This is a genomic window from Streptomyces sp. P17 (assembly GCF_032436805.1).
In the GTDB taxonomy this organism is placed as follows: domain Bacteria; phylum Actinomycetota; class Actinomycetes; order Streptomycetales; family Streptomycetaceae; genus Streptomyces.
This window is the reverse complement of the sequence record NZ_JAVRBF010000006.1, coordinates 69,035-87,453: the sequence shown is the minus strand read 5'-3', so window position 1 is coordinate 87,453 and position 18,419 is coordinate 69,035. Positions and strand designations below refer to the sequence as shown.

Below are 18,419 nucleotides of genomic sequence, written 5' to 3'. Positions count from 1 at the left end.
TGAGGCGTCCTGCCGTACGTCGTCCTCGCCCTGCTCGTCGCGGGCCTGATCCGGCGCTACCGCTACGACAAGTACGGCTGGACCACCCGCTCCTCCCGGCTCTGCGGGTCGAAGCTGCTCAACATCGCCTCCCCGGCCTTCCACTACGGCATCCTGTTCGTGCCGGCCGGCCATGTCGTCGGCCCGTCATCCCGGAGTCATGGACGGACGCCGTCGCCGTCAGCGAGCACACCTGCCACCTGTTCTCCCTCTACGGCGGCACCGCGGAGCTGGTCGCGGCGATCGTGATGGGCATGATCGCCAAGCTGACCCACGCCTCCGGCGACGGCTACCACTACCGTCACTCCATCGCCCCGTGGTCCCGCAGCCTGTTCACCTCAGCCCGGACACCGGCCTGATGGAAGGCGTCCCGGTGCTGTACCAGGTCCACGCCGTGATCGGCATGGCGCCGGCTGGTGCACATGTTCAGCGCCCCGGCGCAGTACCTCTTCCGGCCGTACGTGGTGTACCGCACCCGGGACCCCGAGCAGCTCGGCCCGCGTCCGGAGCGACGGGGCTGGGAGCGCGCGAAGTCCTGACTAGGCGGCTCCTCCCTTCTGGTCCTTCTCGTCGTCGACGATCTCCGCGTCCACCACGCCTTCCTCGTCCGGAGGCGTGGCCTGCCGGCCGGTCGGCTCCGACTGGGCCTGGGCGTACATCGCCTGGCCCATCTTCTGGCTGACGGTGGCGAGTTTCTCGACGCCGGTGCGCAACTCGCCGGTGTCGGCGTTGCGTTCCAGGAGACCCTTGAGCTCGGTGATCGCGGATTCCACCTCGGACCTGGTGTCGGAGGGGACCTGTTCCTCGTTGTCGCGGACGAACTTCTCGGTCTGGTAGACGAGTTGCTCGGCCTGGTTGCGGGTCTCGGCGGCCTCCCGGCGCTTGCGGTCCTCCTCCGCGTACTGCTCGGCGTCCCGCATCATCCGGTCGATGTCGTCCTTGGGCAGGGCCGAGCCGCCGGTGACGGTCATCTTCTGTTCGCGCCCGGTGGCCAGGTCCTTGGCGGAGACATGCATGATGCCGTTGGCGTCGATGTCGAAGGCGACCTCGATCTGCGGAACGCCCCGGGGCGCGGGCGGCAGGCCCGTGAGGTCGAAGACACCGAGCTTCTTGTTGTAGGCCGCGATCTCGCGTTCGCCCTGGTAGACCTGGATGCCGACCGAGGGCTGGTTGTCGGTGGCGGTGGTGAAGATCTCCGAACGCCGGGTCGGGATCGTGGTGTTGCGCTCGATCAGCTTGGTCATGATGCCGCCCTTGGTCTCGATACCGAGGGACAGCGGGGTCACGTCGAGCAGCAGCACGTCCTTGACGTCACCGCGGATCACACCCGCCTGCAGGGCGGCGCCGACGGCCACGACCTCGTCGGGGTTGACGCCCTTGTGCGGGTCCTTGCCGGTCAGCTCCTTCACCAGTTCCGTGACGGCGGGCATCCGGGTCGAGCCGCCGACGAGGATCACATGGTCGACCGCGGCGAGCTTGATCCCGGCGTCCTTGACCGCCTGGTGGAAGGGCGTCTTGCAGCGGTCGAGGAGATCGGCGGTGAGCTCCTGGAACTGGGCCCGGGTCATCTTCTCGTCGAGGTGCAGCGGGCCCTCGGCGGAGGCGGTGATGTAGGGCAGGTTGATCGTCGTCTCCGAGGAGCTGGACAGCTCGATCTTGGCCTTCTCGGCGCCCTCGCGCAGCCGCTGCAGGGCCATCTTGTCGTTGCCGAGGTCGATGCCGTACTGCCCCTTGAACTTCTTCACCAGATGCTCGACGACCCGCTGGTCCCAGTCGTCGCCGCCGAGGTGGGTGTCGCCGTTGGTGGCCTTGACCTCGATGACGCCGTCGCCGATCTCCAGCAGGGAGACGTCGAAGGTGCCGCCGCCGAGGTCGAAGACGAGGACGGTCTGCTCCTCGCCCCGGTCCAGGCCGTAGGCCAGGGCCGCGGCGGTCGGCTCGTTGATGATCCGCAGCACGTTCAGGCCCGCGATCTCCCCGGCCTCCTTGGTCGCCTGCCGCTGGGCGTCGTCGAAGTAGGCCGGGACGGTGATCACGGCGTCGGTGACGTCCTCGCCGAGATAGGACTCGGCGTCCCGCTTCAGCTTCTGCAGCACCCGCGCCGACAGCTCCTGGGCGCGGTAGCGGGTGCCGTCGACGGAGCCTTCCTGCGGGAAGCGCCAGTCGCCGTCGCCCATGTGGCGCTTGACCGAGCGGGCGGTCCGCTCGACGTTGGTCACCGCCTGCCGCTTGGCCACCTCGCCGACGAGCACCTCGCCGTTCTTGGCGAAGGCCACGACCGACGGTGTGGTCCTGGCCCCCTCCGCATTGGCGACGACGGTGGGTTCGCCGCCCTCCAGCACGGCCACCACGGAGTTCGTGGTCCCGAGATCGATACCGACCGCACGTCCCATCGCTGTCCCCTTCCGCCAGGGCACTTCCGGAACTCCAGCACAAAACTTGAGTGCGCTCTTGTCAATGGTGCAATGGTGCGGGTACCCAGGGTGCGGACACTCAGCCGATCACCCGCTCCGGCTCCCGCGGCTCGCCGCGCAGGGCCACGGCCCGCCGGGGCCGGTCGGTGATCAGCACGTCCACGCGCGGGTGGTCGAGGAAGGTCCGCATCAGGGTGTCGTCGTTGACCGTCCACACCATGGAGAACAGGCCGTGCCGGGTCGCCTCCCGCAGCACGCTTGCCCGCGCGAGCTGCTGGTGCACCGCGACTCCGCCGGCCCCACAAGCCCGCACGCGCCGCATCGGCAGCAGCTCGCTGAGCCGGGTCCCGGGGAGCCGGGCCCAGCCGATCTCGTCGCGGTTCCGCCCGAGCGACAGTGCCGTGCGCGCCCCGGGGAAGGCCCGGGAGATCGCGGCGACGGAACGGTCCTCCAGGGTGGTGGCGACGAAGCCGTCCTCCCCGAGCAGGGCGACGGCCCGGTCGATCACCTCGCGCTCGTAGCCGACCTCCTTGAGGTCGAGGTGGCCGGCGAGTCTGCCCGCGATCAGCTCCATGACCTCGTCGACGACCGGTACCGCGTATCCGGTCCGCTCGCTCAGCTCGGCGTGGGTGATCGTCGACAGCGGCGGCCCGGTGTGGTCGGCGCGGGCGTCGTGGTAGACGACGAGGACGCCGTCCGCGGTCCGCCGGATGTCGAACTCGACGTACTCCGCGCCGCTGAGCAGCGCGTCCTCGTACGCCTCCCAGGTGGCGGCGCCGGCGCGTTCGGAGCCGCCGCGGTGGGCGGAGACGGCGGGTCGTCGCGGCATGATCGGTCAACTCCCGGTCGAGGTACGAGGTGCGGGCACCGGAGCGGTCGGCGGGTCGGACGCGGGCAGCAGGGTGCCGGGCCGTCTGCTGACCTTCCGGAGCAGGAAGTATCCGATCACGACCAGCACGACGAAGGGCAGCCAGGCCAGAGCGTACGCGGGGCCGTACCGGCCGAGGTCGAGGATGGAGCGGCCCTCGTCCACGTTCGTGGCGTTCACGCCGAAGAACGCCAGCAGCAGGGTCGGTGGCAGGGCGATCAGGGTGGCCGCCGCGACCAGCGCGGAGATGACGCGGTTCTGCCGCTCGTCCCGTTCCGCGAGGGCGGCGTCCAGGGCGGCCGAGCGGGCGTTGATGACGGAGGTCAGGCGCTCGACCATGCGCGCCGAGTTGTCGAGGCTGTCGCGGATACCGAGGGTGTCGCGCAGCGACGACTGGAAGCCCTCCGTGAGCATCTCCGGGATCAGCAGGCTGTCGACGTACGCCTCGACCCCGAAGGCGAGGTCCAGCTGGAGCTCGTTCACGCCGTCCGACAGGCGGGAGATCAGCTGGCGGATCTCGGAGGGCGAGTCGGTCAGGGCCTGTTCGTTCTGCTTCATCATCGCGAAGGCCGCGAGCCGGGTGCGCTGCAGGACGGCCAGTGCGGACATCATGCCGAGGGCGACCACGGCCAGGCCGTTCTCCACGTGGACGGCCCAGCCCGCCTGGACGGAGACACCGCGGCCGTGGGCGGAGAGGGTGACGCCGTGGTTCCTGAGGTTGGGCGGCACGCTGACCGTGAGCCGGTCGGCGGCCCGGGCCGGCATCTTGCCGCGGTAGATGATGCCGTTGAGCAGGGCGGACTGACGGGCCTCGTCGTCGTGGGCGAGGAGTTCCTCGCGCAAGCGGCCGCCGGGGAAGACGAGTTGGTGCACGTTGAGCCCGAAGGTGAGGGGATCCGTCAGGCCCAGGCGCTCCTGCAGCACGTCCAGCAGCGCCCGGTCCCCGAGTCGCAGGTACTCGCGCTCGAAGCAGGTGGTGGCGAGCCAGGAGGCGACGGCGAGCGCGTCCGTGTCCCCGGCGAACTCGCAGTCCAGAAGCAGGGTGGCGTCCCCGCGCGGGGTGGCGGCGACGAGGAGGTCGACGGAGGCGAGGGCAAGGCCGTGGTCCCCGTCGGGCAGCCTGAGGTCGCCGGGGGTTATGCGCTCGGTGAGCACCGGTACGGGCAGCACCGCCTCGCCGGACTCCAGGTGCGGCCGGAACCGGCCGAACGGGAACCGGTCGACGAGGCCCTCGGGGGCGGGTTCGGGCGGGCGGATGCGGCAGCCCAGGCTGAACAGCAGGAGAATGCGGGTGAGTTCCCGAGTGGCGGAGTCAAGCACCGTGGCGCTGCCTGCCGTTCCCGTCACCATCGCGGTCCTTCCGACTCGTCGGCGTCCATGTCATACCCCGAACGGACGTCGCGCAGGCCGCCCCGGACGGGCGGCCTGCGCGAGCCATGATCCCCGACGCTCAGGCGAGCTTCGCGGTGAGGGTGATCGGGACTGCCTTGAGGGCCTGGCTGACCGGGCAGTTGGCCTTGGCGTCCTCGGCGGCGGCGAGGAAGTCCTCCTCGCTGATGCCGGGCACCGTGCCCTCGACGGTGAGGTGGATACCGGTAATGCCCTCACCGGGCTGGAAGGTCACGTCCGCGGAGGTGACCAGCTTGGTGGGCGGGGTGCCGGCCTTGTCGAGGCCGTTGGAGAAGGCCATGCAGTAGCAGCTGGAGTGCGCGGCCGCGATCAGCTCCTCCGGGCTGGTCTTGCCGTTCGCCGCCTCGGCACGCGACGGCCACGACACCGGCTGCGCGGCGATTGCGCCGGAGGAGTCGAAGGTGACGACGCCGTTGCCCTGGAACAGGTTGCCTTCCCACACGGTGTGTGCGGAGCGCGTGGTTGCCACGATGAATCCCTTCAGTGAGGTCCCGTGTTCGGGGTCCGTGTGCACCATCCGACCACATTCCGGCTCAGCTCACCCGGAAGACCGGCCCGCGTGCGGTGAACGGCAGCCGGGCGCCCTGCGGGATCAGGTAGGCGTGCTCGCGCCGCACCCTGAGGACATCGCACCAGCCGTCCGTGATGACCAGGACCGGCGCGCCGGGCGGGAAGTCGTCCGCCCGGTGCAGCAGATCGATGCCCGGCTGGAGCCCCGTGCCGCCCCGGCCGTGCACCCGCACCCGCCCGGCGATGTCGGTGACTGGCACATATCCCGCGTCGTGCGGGGCCGCGTCGCAGAACACGACCCGCGCGGCGGGGACGTCCCGGGCGTCGGCGTAGGAGGCGATGGCGCCGAGCGCCTTGCCGAGCAGGACCCGGTCCATGGAGCCGGAGGTGTCCAGGACCACGCCGAAGGTGCAGCGGGCGATCTCCTCGGGCGGGAAGTACCGTCCCGCGCGCGGGATGTCGGGCGTGGACGCCTGGCGGCGCGCCGGGCGCGCGTACGTCCGTACCGGTTCCGGGCGGGGCACGAACTCGTCGAACCAGCGGGCCAGTTGCGCGTCCCAGGGCAGCGGCGGATGGCTGAGCGCGCGGATCTCCTCGACCAGGCCGCCGGGCAGGAAGCCGCGTTCCTGCCGCTGGTGCAGATCCAGGCCCTGGTACAGGCCGCGCCGGTAGAACTCGTCGAGGTCGACGAAGTCGCCCGGCGGGCACAGCGGGCCGCCGAGGATGTCTCCGACGCCCTTGCCGCGCAGGGTGGCAAGGCGGCGCATCCGGCGCGGGTCGCCCGCGAGCCGGTCGTAGACCTCCTCGGCGGACAGGCCCGCGAGCCGGGCGTCGTACAGCAGGCCCTCGGGCATGGTGCCGACGTCCATCTCCTTCAGCCAGCCGTTGATGACGTAGTCGCAGGCGACGTTGAAGTGGTACGGGTCACGGGAGCCGCAGCGGTCGCCGTGGCGCAGGGCGGCGTGCAGCATCTCGTGGGCGAGGATGAACCGCCACTCCTCGTCCTCGAAGGAGGAGAGCGGGTTGATGTAGATCTCGCCCGCCTCGGCGTTCACCGCGGCGACGGAGATGGCGTGCGCGCGGGCGAGTTCGGCGTCGGCGACCAGCTTGACGCCGGCCGCGATCCCGGCGAGCAGCGGGTAGGAGGCGATGAACCAGCTCAGGGCGCGCTGCCAGGGGCGCTGCCGGGCCGGTTCACCGTCCAGGCCCTCGCGGCGGCCGCCCGCCATGTCCATCGCCGCGGACACGGTCCGGGTCAGCGCGGTGGCGAAGGCCAGCTGGTGGTCCGGCGGCTGCCCGTACCAGCCGTGCCACTCCACGAGGCGCAGGTCGGGCTCGCCGCCCGCGGTGCCGCAGCGCTCGTACGCGGCCGGGATGCCGTCGCGGCGCCAGCGCGCGGTGAGCTGCTCCTCGTCACCGTCGGGGTAGGAGGCCGGGAGGTTCTCCGGGGTCTTGCCGATGGTGAAGCCGAGCAGGAAGCGGTTGACGACGACACAGCGGGCGGCGAGCTCGCAGGCGTCGGGCTGGACGCGCTCGCCCTTGGCCGCCGGAACATGACCGAAGCCGAGGTGGAGGACGGCGTGGGCGAGGGCCCAGGCCCAGGCGGCCGGGTCGGCCAGGCGGTCCGGATGGACGTGCAGGGTGGCGGAGGAACAGACGCGTACGAGCCCTTCACGCGGGGCCAGTACGCAGTTCTCCTGGCGGCAGACGTCGAACTCCACGGCCGCCAGCGCCGGGTTGGCCTTCACCAGGCGCATTCCCTCGGCGAAGGCCTCCGCCGCGAGGTCCCGCTTCTTGGGCCGCTGACGGCTCACCGGCGCGCCTCCACCAGCCGCGGCATGTCCCGGGCCGCCTCGACGAGGAACCACGAGGGCAGTACGGGGTTGCCGTCGGCGTCGGAGGCGATGACGGTCTGGGCGACCTCGACGGAGATCTCCGCGAGCTGCACGAGCAGCGACTTGGCGCGGTAGGCGGTCTGACGGCCGTTCGCCGACATGTGCTCCTTGCTCGCGGGCAGTTCCTTGATCAGCCGGCCGCGGAAGGAGTCGGCGAGGTAGTAGAGCAGATCGCGGTCCTCAAGACGGTTCGGCCAGCGGGCGTCGCCCTTGATGATCGCCTCGATGCCGAACTGGCTGCGGACGATCTTGACGTATCCGCAGAACGCGGTCGCGTGGGCGGGCGTCAGCGTGCCGTGGGCGAGGACCTTCAGGGTCTCCTCGTCCAGGCCGCGCCCGAAGGAGTGCAGCGCGTCGGAGAGCATGTGCCAGGAGCGCGGCGTGGAGAACGGCTCCTCGGTCTTGGGCGGCTTGGACCACAGCTGGTCGGGCCGGTCGGTGAGATGGTCCACCACCCAGGGGTGGACGCCGTTGTTCCCGGCCCAGACCAGCCAGTCCTTGGGCGAGGCCTCCAGATGCACATGGGTGAGCCGGTTGACCAGCGCGGAGGCGATCGGGCGGGCGAGCGCGTTGTCGGTGGCGCGGTTGCCGGCCCCGATGACGATGGACCCCTTGGGCAGCTCGTAGTTGCCGATACGGCGGTCCAGGATCAGCGAGTAGAACGCCTTCTGCACATCCGGGGTGGCCGCGTTCAGCTCGTCCAGGAACAGACAGTACGGCTCGTCGCGGGCGATGGTCTCCGGCGGGCAGAACACCGACCGCCCGTCGCGGATCTGCGGCACGCCGATCAGGTCCTCGGGCGCGAGCTGGGTACCGAGCAGACTCACGCACTCCAGGCCCAGCGACTCGGCGAAGTCCCGCACCAGCGAGGACTTTCCGATGCCGGGAGCACCCCAGACGAACACCGGCCGCACGGTGGCGAGGCCGAGGAGAAGTTCCGGAAGACGGGCGGGGGTGACGGTCACAGCAGCCTGCAAAGCAGAGGCTCCCTTCTTTGCGCCTGAACCGGCGCCGCTCTCGCGTAGGTGGTTGCTCGCCGTCGAGGTTCTCAATTGAAGGCTGGCGTAGTCACCTGATTTATCCGGTTCAGGCCGCCCGCTCCTCGGCCGCCCTCTCCACCGGCACCTGCGGCCCGCCCGCCTCCTCCAGCCAGCGGCGCAGTACACGGTGGATCTGCTCGGCGCCGACCAGCTCCGCCCCCTCCTCGGCCGGCGCGGACAGGGCGAGGGGGGAGAGCAGGAAGGGTTTGCCCTGGGCGCCGCCGAGTCCGCCGTGCGAGCCGATCTGCTCCTCGAAGGCGAGGACTTCGCCGTCGGCGGGGTCGTACATGGAGTTGACCATGATGTCGGCGGTGTGCGGGAAGGAGTGGGTGCGCCGCACGGCGTCCGCGGCGCCGGGCCCGAAGGGGGCGAGCGGGCCCGGGTCCTGGTCGAGGCGGTCCAGGGGGATCTCGGTGCCGAACGGGCCGAGCACGACCCCGCCGTGCGGCTCGCTGCGGACCAGCAGGAAGCCGATGCCGGGGTGGTTGGCGAGCGTGGTCAGCAGGGCGGGGTGGCGGGCGTCGATCTCCTCCTTGGTCATCCGGTGGGGGACATCGGGGAAGGAGATCAGGCCGAGGTTCCCGGAGGCCAGCACGATGGGCTCGGAGCGGCGGATGGGACGGTACTTCTCGCCGCGCTCCTCCACCGGGATACGCAGGGCGGCGCGCACGGCAGCGCGGGCCTCGGCGCCGCTGTGCGTGCGCTGCGCCTTGCGCGGCACGGGCAGTCCGCAGCCGGCGCGTACCAGGTCGCCGAGGGTGAGGCCGTAGCGGGAGCGGAACGTCTCGCCGGGGCTCTGCCCATGGTCGGAGAGCACGACGATCCGGTACGGCCGCGGGGCGTGCTCGGCGACGTTCTCGATGAGTTCCAGCGCCCGGTCGAGGCGTTCGAGGACCTTCTCGGCGTCCCGGCTCACCGGGCCCGAGTGGTGGGCCACCTCGTCGTAGGCGACGAGGTCGGCATAGACGGCGGTGCGCCCGGCGAGCATGTCGCCCATGACCGCGGCGACGACGACGTCCCGTTCGACGACGGTCGCGAAGGCCCGTACGAAGGGGTAGAGACCGCCGCGCGAGACCCGCGGGCGGGCCTTGCGCAGCCGGGCCCCGGTGGACTGGCCGATCTCACGGCCGGCCTCGGCGATGAACGACAGCGCGGTGCGCACCGCGTTGGCCGGGTCGGAGAAGTAGGCGAAGTAGCCCGCGCGGGAGCGGTTCTCGCGGCTGCGGCGCTTGGTGGCGATGGACAGCACCAGGGCCTGTTCGTCGGCGCCGCCGCTGAACAGGTTGCCGCGGCTGGCGCCGTCGGCGGTGAGCAGTCCGCCGTCGCCGGACGCCCTGACGGCACGGCGCTGGAGTTCGGCGGCGCTGGTCGGGCGGTTGCACACCATCACCTCCCGGCTGTCCTTCTCGTACCAGCGGAACGCCGGGACGTCGTGGTTGCTGCCGTGCAGGATGCCGAGCTGGCTGGCGCCGGTCTGGCTTGACCAGTCGGTGCGCCACGGGGTGAGCCGGTGGGTGGGGCGCTCGCCGCCGGTCCAGCGGGCGAGGGTCGGCATCAGCCCCGTGCCGACGGCGTCCCGCAACACGTCATGCCCCACCCCGTCGAGCTGCAGAAAGAGGGTGCCCGGGGTGGACGGACACGGCGGCCCGGTGCCACGCCGGCGGTCGGCCAGGCGGTACAGCCGGCGACGGTAGGCGTCGTCGTCGCGTACGGCGAGGGCGGCGCCGGTGGCGGAGGCGACCGCGGACATCACGGCGGCGACCACCACGGCGGTCTCCCAGGCTGCGGCGCCGCGCTCGGCGGGGTTCAGCCGCAGGGCGACCAGCAGGAGGGCGCCGTTGAGGAAGAAGACCAGCAGGCCGAGGACGAGCGCGGGCACGAGCAGCAGCAGCCGTACGAGGAGCGGCCAGACGAGGGCCGACAGCACACCGAAGGCACCGGCGCCGAACGCGGCGGTGACGGCGATCCGGGTCGCGCTGTCACCGTCCGCCGACTGCAACTGGAAGTCCGGCAGGATCCCGGCGAGCACCAGCATGGTGAGCGTCGACACCGCCCACACCGCGACGCTGCGCCCGACCTGGCGGGTAACCCGCCGCCAACGCCGCCCAAGCACGCCCCGCACACCTCACGTCCCGACCCGACAGCCAGGCGGGCCTGTCTCCACCTTGTCATATGGACGTGCGGGACCTACCGCCCGTCGTAACCCGCCGTCGGCAGCGACAGTCTCCGGTGCACCCGGGCCTTCATCTGGGAGTCGTACCGGGGCTCCTCGCAGCCCACCGTCTCCATCCGCACCCCGCGCCGCGCGCACTCCGCGGTGAACTCCTCGGCGGAGGACAGAGCGCTCTCCAGCACGCGCCGGCTGGGCACCACGAACAGGTCGACGCCGGGCCGGACCCCGTCCCAGAGCACGCAGTGGTCGGGCCGCAGCTTGCGGACCAGCAGTTCCCGGCTCACGGTGTATCCCCGCTCCGCCGCCCACCGCGCGCAGATCGCGTGCTGGCTGCGGGAGTCCACCAGAAAGGGATCGGCGTCCAGTTCCTCAAGCGGCGTCAGACTCGCGATCGCCGTGACCCGCACCGGTCCCATGGCGTCCCCCTCACCTCCGGGTTTCAGGCGCCGACACTACTCCTGCCCGTAGGCTTCGGGGGAGTCGCGCGAAGGAGGCAAAGAGGTGCCCGTGGAGATCACCTGGTGGGGGCACGCCACCTGCACGGTCGCCGACTCGGACGTACGCGTGCTCACCGACCCCCTGTTCGCACGCCGGCTCGCGCATCTGCGCCGGCGCCGGGGCGCGCTCCCCCCACCCGGCGCCTGGCGTGCGGACGTCGCGCTGGTCTCCCACCTCCACGCCGACCACCTGCACGTTCCCTCCCTGGCGCGGCTCCCGGAGGGCACGCGCCTGCTTGTGCCCCGGGGCGCACCCCGAGCCGTGCCGGGGCTGCGCCGGCTCACCCGGCTACGGGTCACCGAGGTGGAGCCCGGCGATGTGACGCGGGTGGGCGCCCTGCGGGTGCGCGCCGTGCCCGCCCGCCACGACGGACGGCGGCTGCCCGTCGGACGCCACCACTCCCCCGCCCTCGGCTACGTCATCGAGGGCGAGGCCCGCACCTACTTCGCCGGGGACACCGGCCTGTTCGACGAGATGGCCGAGGAAGTCGGGCCGGTCGATGTGGCGCTGCTGCCGGTGGGCGGCTGGGGGCCATATCTCGGCGAGGGCCACCTGGACGCGGGGCGCGCGGCGGAGGCCCTGGCCAGGCTCGGCCCGCGCAGCGCGGTGCCCGTGCACTACGGCACGTACTGGCCGATCGGCATGGACGCCGTCCGCCCCCATGAGTTCCACGCGCCGGGCGACGAGTTCGTCCGGCTCGCCGCCGAGCGCGCTCCGGACGTCGCCGTGCACCGGCTCGGGCACGGCGAGAGCGTACGGCTGGGGGTGGCCGCGTGAGCTGGCTCGCGGCGGCGGCGGACACGGTGTCGACCGAGTCCACTCAGCAGGCGATCGGCTATCCGACGCTGTTCGTGCTGGTGTTGCTGGGGGCGCTGGTTCCGGTCGTGCCGACGGGGGCGTTGGTGAGTACGGCTGCGGTGGTGGCGTTTCATCAGACGGCGCCGTTCGCGCTGGCGATGGTCTTCGTCACGGCGTCGCTGGCCGCGTTTTTGGGCGATGTGACGCTGTACTGGCTCGGGCGGCGGGGGATGGGGTCGAAGAACGGGTCGCGGTGGCTGGAGGCGATCCGGTCGCGGGCACCGGAGGAGCGGCTGGCACAGGCACAGCAGAAGCTCGCGGATCACGGTGTGGCGGTGCTGGTGCTGTCCCGGCTGATGCCGGCGGGCCGGCTCCCGGTGATGCTGGCGTGCCTTGTCGCGAAGTGGCCGATGCGGAGGTTCGCGCGGGGGAACCTTCCGGCGTGCCTGGCGTGGGCTGTTACGTATCAGTTGATCGGGATTCTCGGCGGGTCGTTGTTTCCGGAGCCCTGGGAGGGGGTGGTCGCGGCGGTGGCGCTGACGCTGCTCATCAGCGCGGCGCCCAGTGTGTGGCGGCGGGTTCGGACGTCTGGGTGAACTCCAGTACCCGTGAGCCGCCCACCGGCAGGTCCCACAGGTCCCCCCGCTCCAAGCCCGCCCTCTCCCATGCCGCCCGCACCCTCTTCAGCGGCTCCAGTACCGGCTCCGCGGACAGGACGAACGTGCCCCAGTGCATCGGGGCCATCCTGCGCGCCCCCACGTCCAGCGTGGCCCTCACCGCCTCCTCCGGGTCGCAGTGGACGTCGCTCAGCCACCAGCGGGGGTCATAGGCGCCGATCGGCATCAGGGCCAGGTCGATTCCGGGGTAGCGGCGGCCGATGCGGGCGAACCAGTGGCCGTAGCCCGTGTCGCCCGCGAAGTAGACGCGTCGGCCCTTGGGGGCCGTGAGGACCCAGCCGCCCCACAGGCTGCGGCAGGTGTCGGTGAGGCTGCGCTTGGACCAGTGGTGGGCGGGGACGAAGTCGAAGCGGACGCCGTTCAGTTCGGACGCCTCCCACCAGTCCAGTTCGGTGACGGAGGTGAACCGGCGGCGGTGGAACCAGCGGGCGAGGCCGGCGGGCACGAACACGGGGGTGTCGCGCGGGAGTCGGCGCAGGGTGGGGGCGTCCAGATGGTCGTAGTGGTTGTGGCTGATGACGACCGCGTCCACGCGCGGGAGCGCGTCCCAGTCGATGCCGACCGGGGTGATACGGGCCGGGGTGCCGATGATGCGACGGGACCAGACCGGGTCGGTGAGGACGGTGAGTCCGCCGATCCGGATGACCCAACTGGCGTGCCCCGCCCAGGAGACGGCGACCGCGCGGGCATCGACGCGGGGCAGTGGACCGGGTTCGAAGGGCAGCAGAGGAAGGTCGGCGAGGCCTTCGCGGCCGGGGCGCACGGCGCCCTCGCGGGCGAACCGGGCCATGGCCTTCAGGCCGGGCAGCGGGGCGGTCAGCCGGTCGTGGAAGGTGCGCGGCCACACCCGTCGCTCGCCCAGCGGGCGGGGTGCGGCGAGCGGCGGAAACGGTGATGTGGGCGCGGGGCTGTCGACTTCCTTCGTGGTCGACTCGGACTGCTGCGTCATCGAGGAGACTCCCATCGCTGAGCGTCGTCGCGGAGATCGTCGAAGACCGACTTCACATGGATCAACGCGCGGTGCACATGTGGCAGTTCCAACGGCGCGGGTGAATCGAGGCATTCCGCGCGTTCCTCGTCCGTGCCGCCCAGCAGATCCCCGGTGGACAGCCGCACGCGTGGTGCCCCGAGGTCGTCGCCGAAGCGATGACCGCCGGGCGCGGGCATGCCGAGCCGGGCGGTGAGGAAGTCCTCCAGATCCTGGGCGTCCCCGACGCCGTGCGCGCCGAGCGCGGTGCGCAGGGGGCCCAGATCGACGTAGAGATGGCGGCCGGCCTGCGGGGGGCGGGCCACGGCTCCCGCGTCGACGACGGTCGTGTGCAGGGCGGCGGCCATGCGCGCGTGCAGGCGTACGGCGGCCGCCCGGCGTGCGGTGACCGGCTCGGGCTCGGTGAGGGCGTACCCGGCCGCGGCGGCGACGGGGCCCGCGACCCGGGCGCCGAGCGCGGTGAGCACGTCGAGCACACGCGCGTGCAGGCCTTCGCCGACGTCGCCCGGGGGGAACCGGGCGACCGCGGCCGGCCAGCCCGGCGGCAGCAGGGCGCCAGCCAGGTCGGTGACGACGGTGACCCGCTCCGGCAGCATCTCGGCGGGGCTGAGCAGCACGGAGTCGTGCGGGGCGTGCCGGGTGTCCCGCCAGGTCTCGTCGCTGACCAGGTGCAGGCCCTCGCCCGCGGCGGCCTCGACGGTCTCGTGCAGCACCTCGGGCGGCGCCACGGTGGCGGTGGGATCGTCGGCGACCGACAGCACCAGCAGCCGCGGATCACCGCCCTCGGCGCGGACCCGGCGCACGGTCTCCAGCAGGGCGTACGGATCGGGCACCCCGCCGCACTCGGCCGGGGTGGCGACATGGAAGACGGGTCTGCCCAACAGGCGTGCGTACGGCGCCCACCAGGCCGCGCAGGGCCGGGGCACCAGGACGTCGCCGCCGAGCGCGGCGGTCAGCGCGAGCAGCAGGGCGGGCGCGCCCGGGGCGGCGACCACACGGTCGGGCACGGCGGGCAGCCCACGCCGGTCCCAGTGGCCGCAGGCGGCGTCGATCAGGGCCCCTCCCCCGCCGACGGGCTCGCTCTCGGCGCGGGCGGCGGCAGCGGCCAGCACGGCGGACAGCTCGGGCAGCACGGGCAGCCCGTCCCCGGGCAGCGGCGGCCCGTACCGGACGGGGCCATGGCTCTCGGGAACCATCCGCGCCACCCTGACTCCCTCCTGGTACGTACGGTACGAGATCAGACGCGGGCCGCTGATCCCTTGCGCCGCAGCCGGTACCCGGCACCTCCCAGCGCGCCCGCGATCAGCACCCCGCCGGCGACCAGGGCGGGCACGGAGTCGGTGAAGGTACCCCCCTCCCCAGCCCGTACACCCTTCTGGACGACCGCGGGCGGGCAGGACTCCCGGTCCTCCTCGGTCATGCAGGGCCGCGGGCTGACGACCGCCGGCGGGCAGGACTCCCGGTCCTCCTCGGTCACACACGGCCGCGGGGTGGTGTCACCGCCCTTGGCGACGGTGAAGGTCGCGCTCCACTGCTTGCCCTGGCCCCCGGGCGCGGCAGGACAGGTCCCGTCGACGGTCCACGCGGTGTCCGGTCCCACGGGTTCGACACCGCCTTCGAGCTCCTCGGCGGAGGCGATCCGAGCGGTGCCCCGGTAGGCGGGCCCGGCGGCACCGTCGCCCTGGCCAAGGTCGCCGGCGACCTTGGCCAGGGCGACGGTGCCCTCCTCGAAGGCCTGCGAGGTGGCGTCCAGGGTGGCGGGCGCGGGCCCCCCGGTGGGATCACAGGTGACCGAGACGGTGATGCTCCCGCCCGGACGAGTGCTGTTGGGGCTGACCTCCGCGGCCGGTTCCGCAAAGGCCGACGAGGCGGCGAACCCCAGGAGGACACCCCCCAGGGCGAGAGCGGACAGGACACGGACGCGACGGCGCATGGCGCGGGCTCCTCAGCCGGACGACTGCGGGACGCGCGGACACGCGCCCCGCAGCCATCACAGCCCGCCCGGCGAAGACCCGCGCGCGGCCGGACACCATTAGCGGGACGAAAGGCGGCCGTGCGGGTGAAACCCCGGGAAGGGGCGTCCCCCGTTGCAGGAACTACGCCACGTCCCGGAGCACCTGCTCCCGGACCCGCCCGCAACACCGGCTGATCAGCCGTGACACATGCATCTGCGAGATCCCCAGCTGCTCGGCGATCCGACTCTGCGTCATGTCCCCGAAGAACCGCATGTAGAGAATGGCCCGCTCCCGCTCGGGCAGCGCGGCAAGGCGCGACTTCACGGCCTCCCGGTCCACGACCGTGTCCAGCGCGGGATCCGGGGACCCCAGCGCGTCACTCAGCGAGTAGCCGTCCTCGCTGCCGGGCAGCTCGGCGTCCAGGGACAGCGCCGTGAAACTCTCCAGCGCCTCCAGACCGACCTTGACGTCGTCCTCACTCATGTCCGCGTGTTCGGCGATCTCCGCCACGGTGGGCCTGCGCCCCGACACGGTCTGAAGGTCCTGCACTGCGAAGCGCACACGGTTCCGCAGATCCTGCACCCGACGCGGCACATGCAGCGTCCACATGTGGTCCCGGAAGTGCCGCTTGATCTCGCCGGTGATGGTCGGCACGGCGTAGCTCTCGAACGCGTTGCCGCGCTCGGGGTCGTACCGGTCGACGGCCTTGACCAGGCCGAGGGCGGCGACCTGACGGAGGTCCTCGAAGCTCTCACCGCGGCTGCGGAACCGTCCCGCGAGCCGGTCCGCCATCGGCAGCCAGGCCTCCACGATCTGCTCGCGGAGTGTGTCGCGCTGCTGGCCCGCCGGCAGCTTGTTGAGCTTGCGGAACGCCTCCGCGGTGTCGGGGGCGTCATCATGCGGGTGGTGCTTCGCGCTCACTCGTGTGGGCATGTGCGATGCAACTCCCTTGCTTGTGCTCTGGGTTGGACGGTCACCGTGGGAGCGCGCGGCGGAACCGGACGGAACGCAGCCGTGTCGACGGTTCGCCTCTCCCACGGACGTGCCTCCTGTCCGAAGCACTGAGGATTCGCCTGCCCGTGACCCCGGGGCGCAAACACCTGCTCAGGTTTTCGGCAGGCGCGCAGGGTGACTCGTAGTGCTGCTGCCCATTCATCTCGTCCGGGAGGTCCGGCATGAGCACCAAGGTCTCCGATCACGTACTGCAGCGGCTGCGCGAGTGGGGGGTCGACCATGTCTTCGGCTATCCCGGCGACGGCATCAACGGCCTGCTCGCGGCCTGGGGCCGGGCGGAGAACCAGCCGCGTTTCATCCAGTCCCGGCACGAGGAGATGTCGGCGTTCCAGGCCGTCGGTTACGCCAAGTTCAGCGGCCGTGTCGGAGTGTGCGCGGCGACCTCCGGTCCTGGCGCGATCCATGTCCTGAACGGTCTGTACGACGCCAAGCTGGACCATGTCCCGGTGCTGGCGATCGTCGGTCAGACGCACCGGACGGCGATGGGCGGCTCGTACCAGCAGGAAGTCGATCTGCACACCCTCTTCAAGGACGTCGCCTCGGACTTCGTGGAGACGGTGACGGTCCCCGAGCAGCTGCCGAACGTGCTGGACCGGGCGATTCGCACCGCGTACGCGCGGCGCTGCCCCACCGCGATCATCATCCCCGGCGATGTGCAGGAGCTGGACTACACGCCGCCCACGCACGAGTTCAAGATGGTGCCCTCCAGCCTGGACCGCAGTTCCTGGACGGCGATTCCCTCGCAGGAGTCGATCGAGCGGGCCGCGGAGGTCCTCAACACCGGTGACAAGGTGGCGATCCTCGTCGGTCAGGGCGCCGCGGGAGCGCGGGCCGAGGTGGAGCGGATGGCCGAGGTGCTCGGCGCGGGCGTCGCCAAGGCGCTGCTCGGCAAGGACGTCCTCAGCGATGAACTCCCGTACGTCACGGGCGCGATCGGACTGCTCGGCACGCGTCCCTCGTACGAGCTGATGCGGGACTGCGACACGCTGCTGACGATCGGATCCTCCTTCCCCTACACGCAGTTCCTGCCGGACTTCGGCTCGGCGCGGGGCGTGCAGATCGACCTGGATCCGCACATGGTCGGGATGCGCTATCCGTACGAGGTGAATCTCGTCGGCGACGCGCGGGCGACCCTGGAACGCCTGATCCCGATGATCGACCCCGAGCGGGGCCGCGAGTGGTACGACACCGTGTGCGACAACGTGATGCGCTGGCGGGACGTGATGGAGCGGCGGGCCAGCCTGTCGGCCGATCCGATCAATCCGGAGTACGTCGCCCATGTCCTGAGCCCGCTGCTGCCCGCCAACGCCATCATCAGCTCGGACTCGGGCTCGGCGGCGAACTGGTACGCCCGGCATCTGTCGATGCGGCCCGGCATGCGCGCCTCGCTCTCCGGCACGCTCGCCACGATGGGGTGCGGGGTGCCGTACGCCATCGGCGCGAAGTTCGCGCACCCGGACCGGCCCGCGATCGCGCTGGTCGGGGACGGGGCGATGCAGATGAACGGGATGGCGGAGCTGATCACGGCGGCGAAGTACCGCGATCAGTGGGAGGATCCGCGGCTGGTGGTCGGCGTGTGGAACAACCACGACCTCAACCAGGTCACCTGGGAGATGCGGGCCATGGAGGGCGCCCCGTCCTTCCTGCCCTCGCAGGAGATCCCGGACGTGCAGTACGCCGCCTTCGCCCGCTCGCTGGGCCTGACCGGGATCCGGGTGGAGAAGCCGGAGGACGTGGAGGCGGGCTGGCGCGCCGGCCTGGAGGCGGACGGTCCCGCCGTGATCGAGTTCCTCACCGACCCCGCGGTCCCGCCGGTCCCGCCGCACGCCACCTGGGACCAGATGGAGGCCACGGCCGCCTCGATCCTCAAGGGCGACGCGGACCGCGGCTCCATGATCAAGCAGGGCTTCAAGGCGAAGATGCAGGAGTTCCTGCCGGGGCGTGAGAAGAAGTAGCTTCGCTCGGCTCCTTGGGGAGCAGGAGCTCCTCGTAGCGGCCCAGAGCCAGCAGGACGCCGAGCATGAGCAACGGAATGATCACCGCGAGCAACACCATGGCCGGTCCTTCCCCGGAGAAGAAACGCGGGGGGGCGCAAACCGGGTCTCCCGGCACACGCAGGGCAAACCCGGCCGGACTGTGT

At 71.8% G+C, this 18,419-nt stretch carries 15 protein-coding genes and 1 pseudogene; 4 read left to right on the top strand and 12 right to left on the bottom strand.

Annotated features, from left to right (window positions below; all coding sequences use genetic code 11):
* The first annotated feature begins 9 nt into the window (after nt 1–9).
* Nucleotides 10–578: pseudogene (locus tag RMT89_RS05600) on the top strand (respiratory nitrate reductase subunit gamma).
* On the opposite strand, the gene dnaK reads toward RMT89_RS05600, so the two are convergent.
* From dnaK to RMT89_RS05560, 8 genes are all read right to left on the bottom strand, one after another.
* Nucleotides 579–2,432, bottom strand: coding sequence for a molecular chaperone DnaK (gene dnaK / locus RMT89_RS05595; protein ID WP_315882788.1), 1,854 nt, complete (start codon nt 2,430–2,432; stop codon nt 579–581).
* 100 nt (nt 2,433–2,532) lie between these two features.
* Nucleotides 2,533–3,282: a glycerophosphodiester phosphodiesterase family protein gene (locus RMT89_RS05590; RefSeq protein ID WP_315882787.1), complete on the bottom strand. Its 750-nt coding sequence runs from the start codon at nt 3,280–3,282 to the stop codon at nt 2,533–2,535.
* 6 nt (nt 3,283–3,288) lie between these two features.
* Nucleotides 3,289–4,671 (bottom strand): CorA family divalent cation transporter, encoded by a 1,383-nt coding sequence (locus RMT89_RS05585; protein ID WP_315882786.1) that lies wholly within the window; start codon nt 4,669–4,671, stop codon nt 3,289–3,291.
* A gap of 100 nt (nt 4,672–4,771) precedes the next feature.
* The gene (locus RMT89_RS05580; RefSeq protein ID WP_315882785.1) at nt 4,772–5,200 is read right to left on the bottom strand and encodes an OsmC family protein; all 429 of its coding nucleotides are present in this window, start codon (nt 5,198–5,200) and stop codon (nt 4,772–4,774) included.
* A 64-nt stretch (nt 5,201–5,264) separates the two neighbouring features.
* Nucleotides 5,265–6,998: a DUF2201 family putative metallopeptidase gene (locus RMT89_RS05575; RefSeq protein ID WP_315882856.1), complete on the bottom strand. Its 1,734-nt coding sequence runs from the start codon at nt 6,996–6,998 to the stop codon at nt 5,265–5,267.
* Nucleotides 6,999–7,051: 53 nt separating this feature from the next.
* Nucleotides 7,052–8,113 (bottom strand): MoxR family ATPase, encoded by a 1,062-nt coding sequence (locus RMT89_RS05570; protein WP_315882784.1) that lies wholly within the window; start codon nt 8,111–8,113, stop codon nt 7,052–7,054.
* A gap of 109 nt (nt 8,114–8,222) precedes the next feature.
* Nucleotides 8,223–10,289, bottom strand: coding sequence for an alkaline phosphatase family protein (locus RMT89_RS05565; RefSeq protein ID WP_399497621.1), 2,067 nt, complete (start codon nt 10,287–10,289; stop codon nt 8,223–8,225).
* Between the two features lie 74 nt (nt 10,290–10,363).
* A complete protein-coding gene (locus RMT89_RS05560) occupies nt 10,364–10,765 on the bottom strand; it encodes a hypothetical protein (RefSeq protein ID WP_315882782.1) in 402 nt (133 codons plus the stop codon).
* A gap of 85 nt (nt 10,766–10,850) precedes the next feature.
* On the opposite strand from RMT89_RS05560, the gene RMT89_RS05555 reads away from it, so the two are divergent.
* Complete coding sequence (locus tag RMT89_RS05555) at nt 10,851–11,624, top strand: MBL fold metallo-hydrolase (RefSeq protein ID WP_315882781.1); 774 nt, start codon at nt 10,851–10,853, stop codon at nt 11,622–11,624.
* Nucleotides 11,621–12,241 (top strand): VTT domain-containing protein, encoded by a 621-nt coding sequence (locus RMT89_RS05550; RefSeq protein WP_315882780.1) that lies wholly within the window; start codon nt 11,621–11,623, stop codon nt 12,239–12,241. Before RMT89_RS05555 ends, RMT89_RS05550 begins: the two co-directional genes overlap by 4 nt.
* Here RMT89_RS05550 and RMT89_RS05545 read toward each other — a convergent pair.
* The 4 genes from RMT89_RS05545 to RMT89_RS05530 all read right to left on the bottom strand — a co-directional run bounded on the left by RMT89_RS05545 (nt 12,195) and on the right by RMT89_RS05530 (nt 16,198).
* Nucleotides 12,195–13,271 (bottom strand): MBL fold metallo-hydrolase, encoded by a 1,077-nt coding sequence (locus RMT89_RS05545; protein ID WP_315882779.1) that lies wholly within the window; start codon nt 13,269–13,271, stop codon nt 12,195–12,197. The genes RMT89_RS05550 and RMT89_RS05545 overlap by 47 nt on opposite strands.
* Nucleotides 13,268–14,506: an aminotransferase class I/II-fold pyridoxal phosphate-dependent enzyme gene (locus tag RMT89_RS05540; RefSeq protein WP_315882855.1), complete on the bottom strand. Its 1,239-nt coding sequence runs from the start codon at nt 14,504–14,506 to the stop codon at nt 13,268–13,270. The genes RMT89_RS05545 and RMT89_RS05540 overlap by 4 nt, the downstream gene beginning before the upstream one ends.
* A 41-nt stretch (nt 14,507–14,547) precedes the next feature.
* Nucleotides 14,548–15,243, bottom strand: coding sequence for a hypothetical protein (locus RMT89_RS05535; RefSeq protein WP_315882778.1), 696 nt, complete (start codon nt 15,241–15,243; stop codon nt 14,548–14,550).
* Nucleotides 15,244–15,406: 163 nt separating this feature from the next.
* Nucleotides 15,407–16,198 (bottom strand): RNA polymerase sigma factor SigF, encoded by a 792-nt coding sequence (locus RMT89_RS05530; RefSeq protein ID WP_315882777.1) that lies wholly within the window; start codon nt 16,196–16,198, stop codon nt 15,407–15,409.
* A gap of 242 nt (nt 16,199–16,440) precedes the next feature.
* Between RMT89_RS05530 and RMT89_RS05525 the strand changes: the two genes are divergently transcribed.
* Nucleotides 16,441–18,234: a thiamine pyrophosphate-requiring protein gene (locus tag RMT89_RS05525; RefSeq protein ID WP_315882776.1), complete on the top strand. Its 1,794-nt coding sequence runs from the start codon at nt 16,441–16,443 to the stop codon at nt 18,232–18,234.
* Nucleotides 18,235–18,419: the final 185 nt, after the last annotated feature.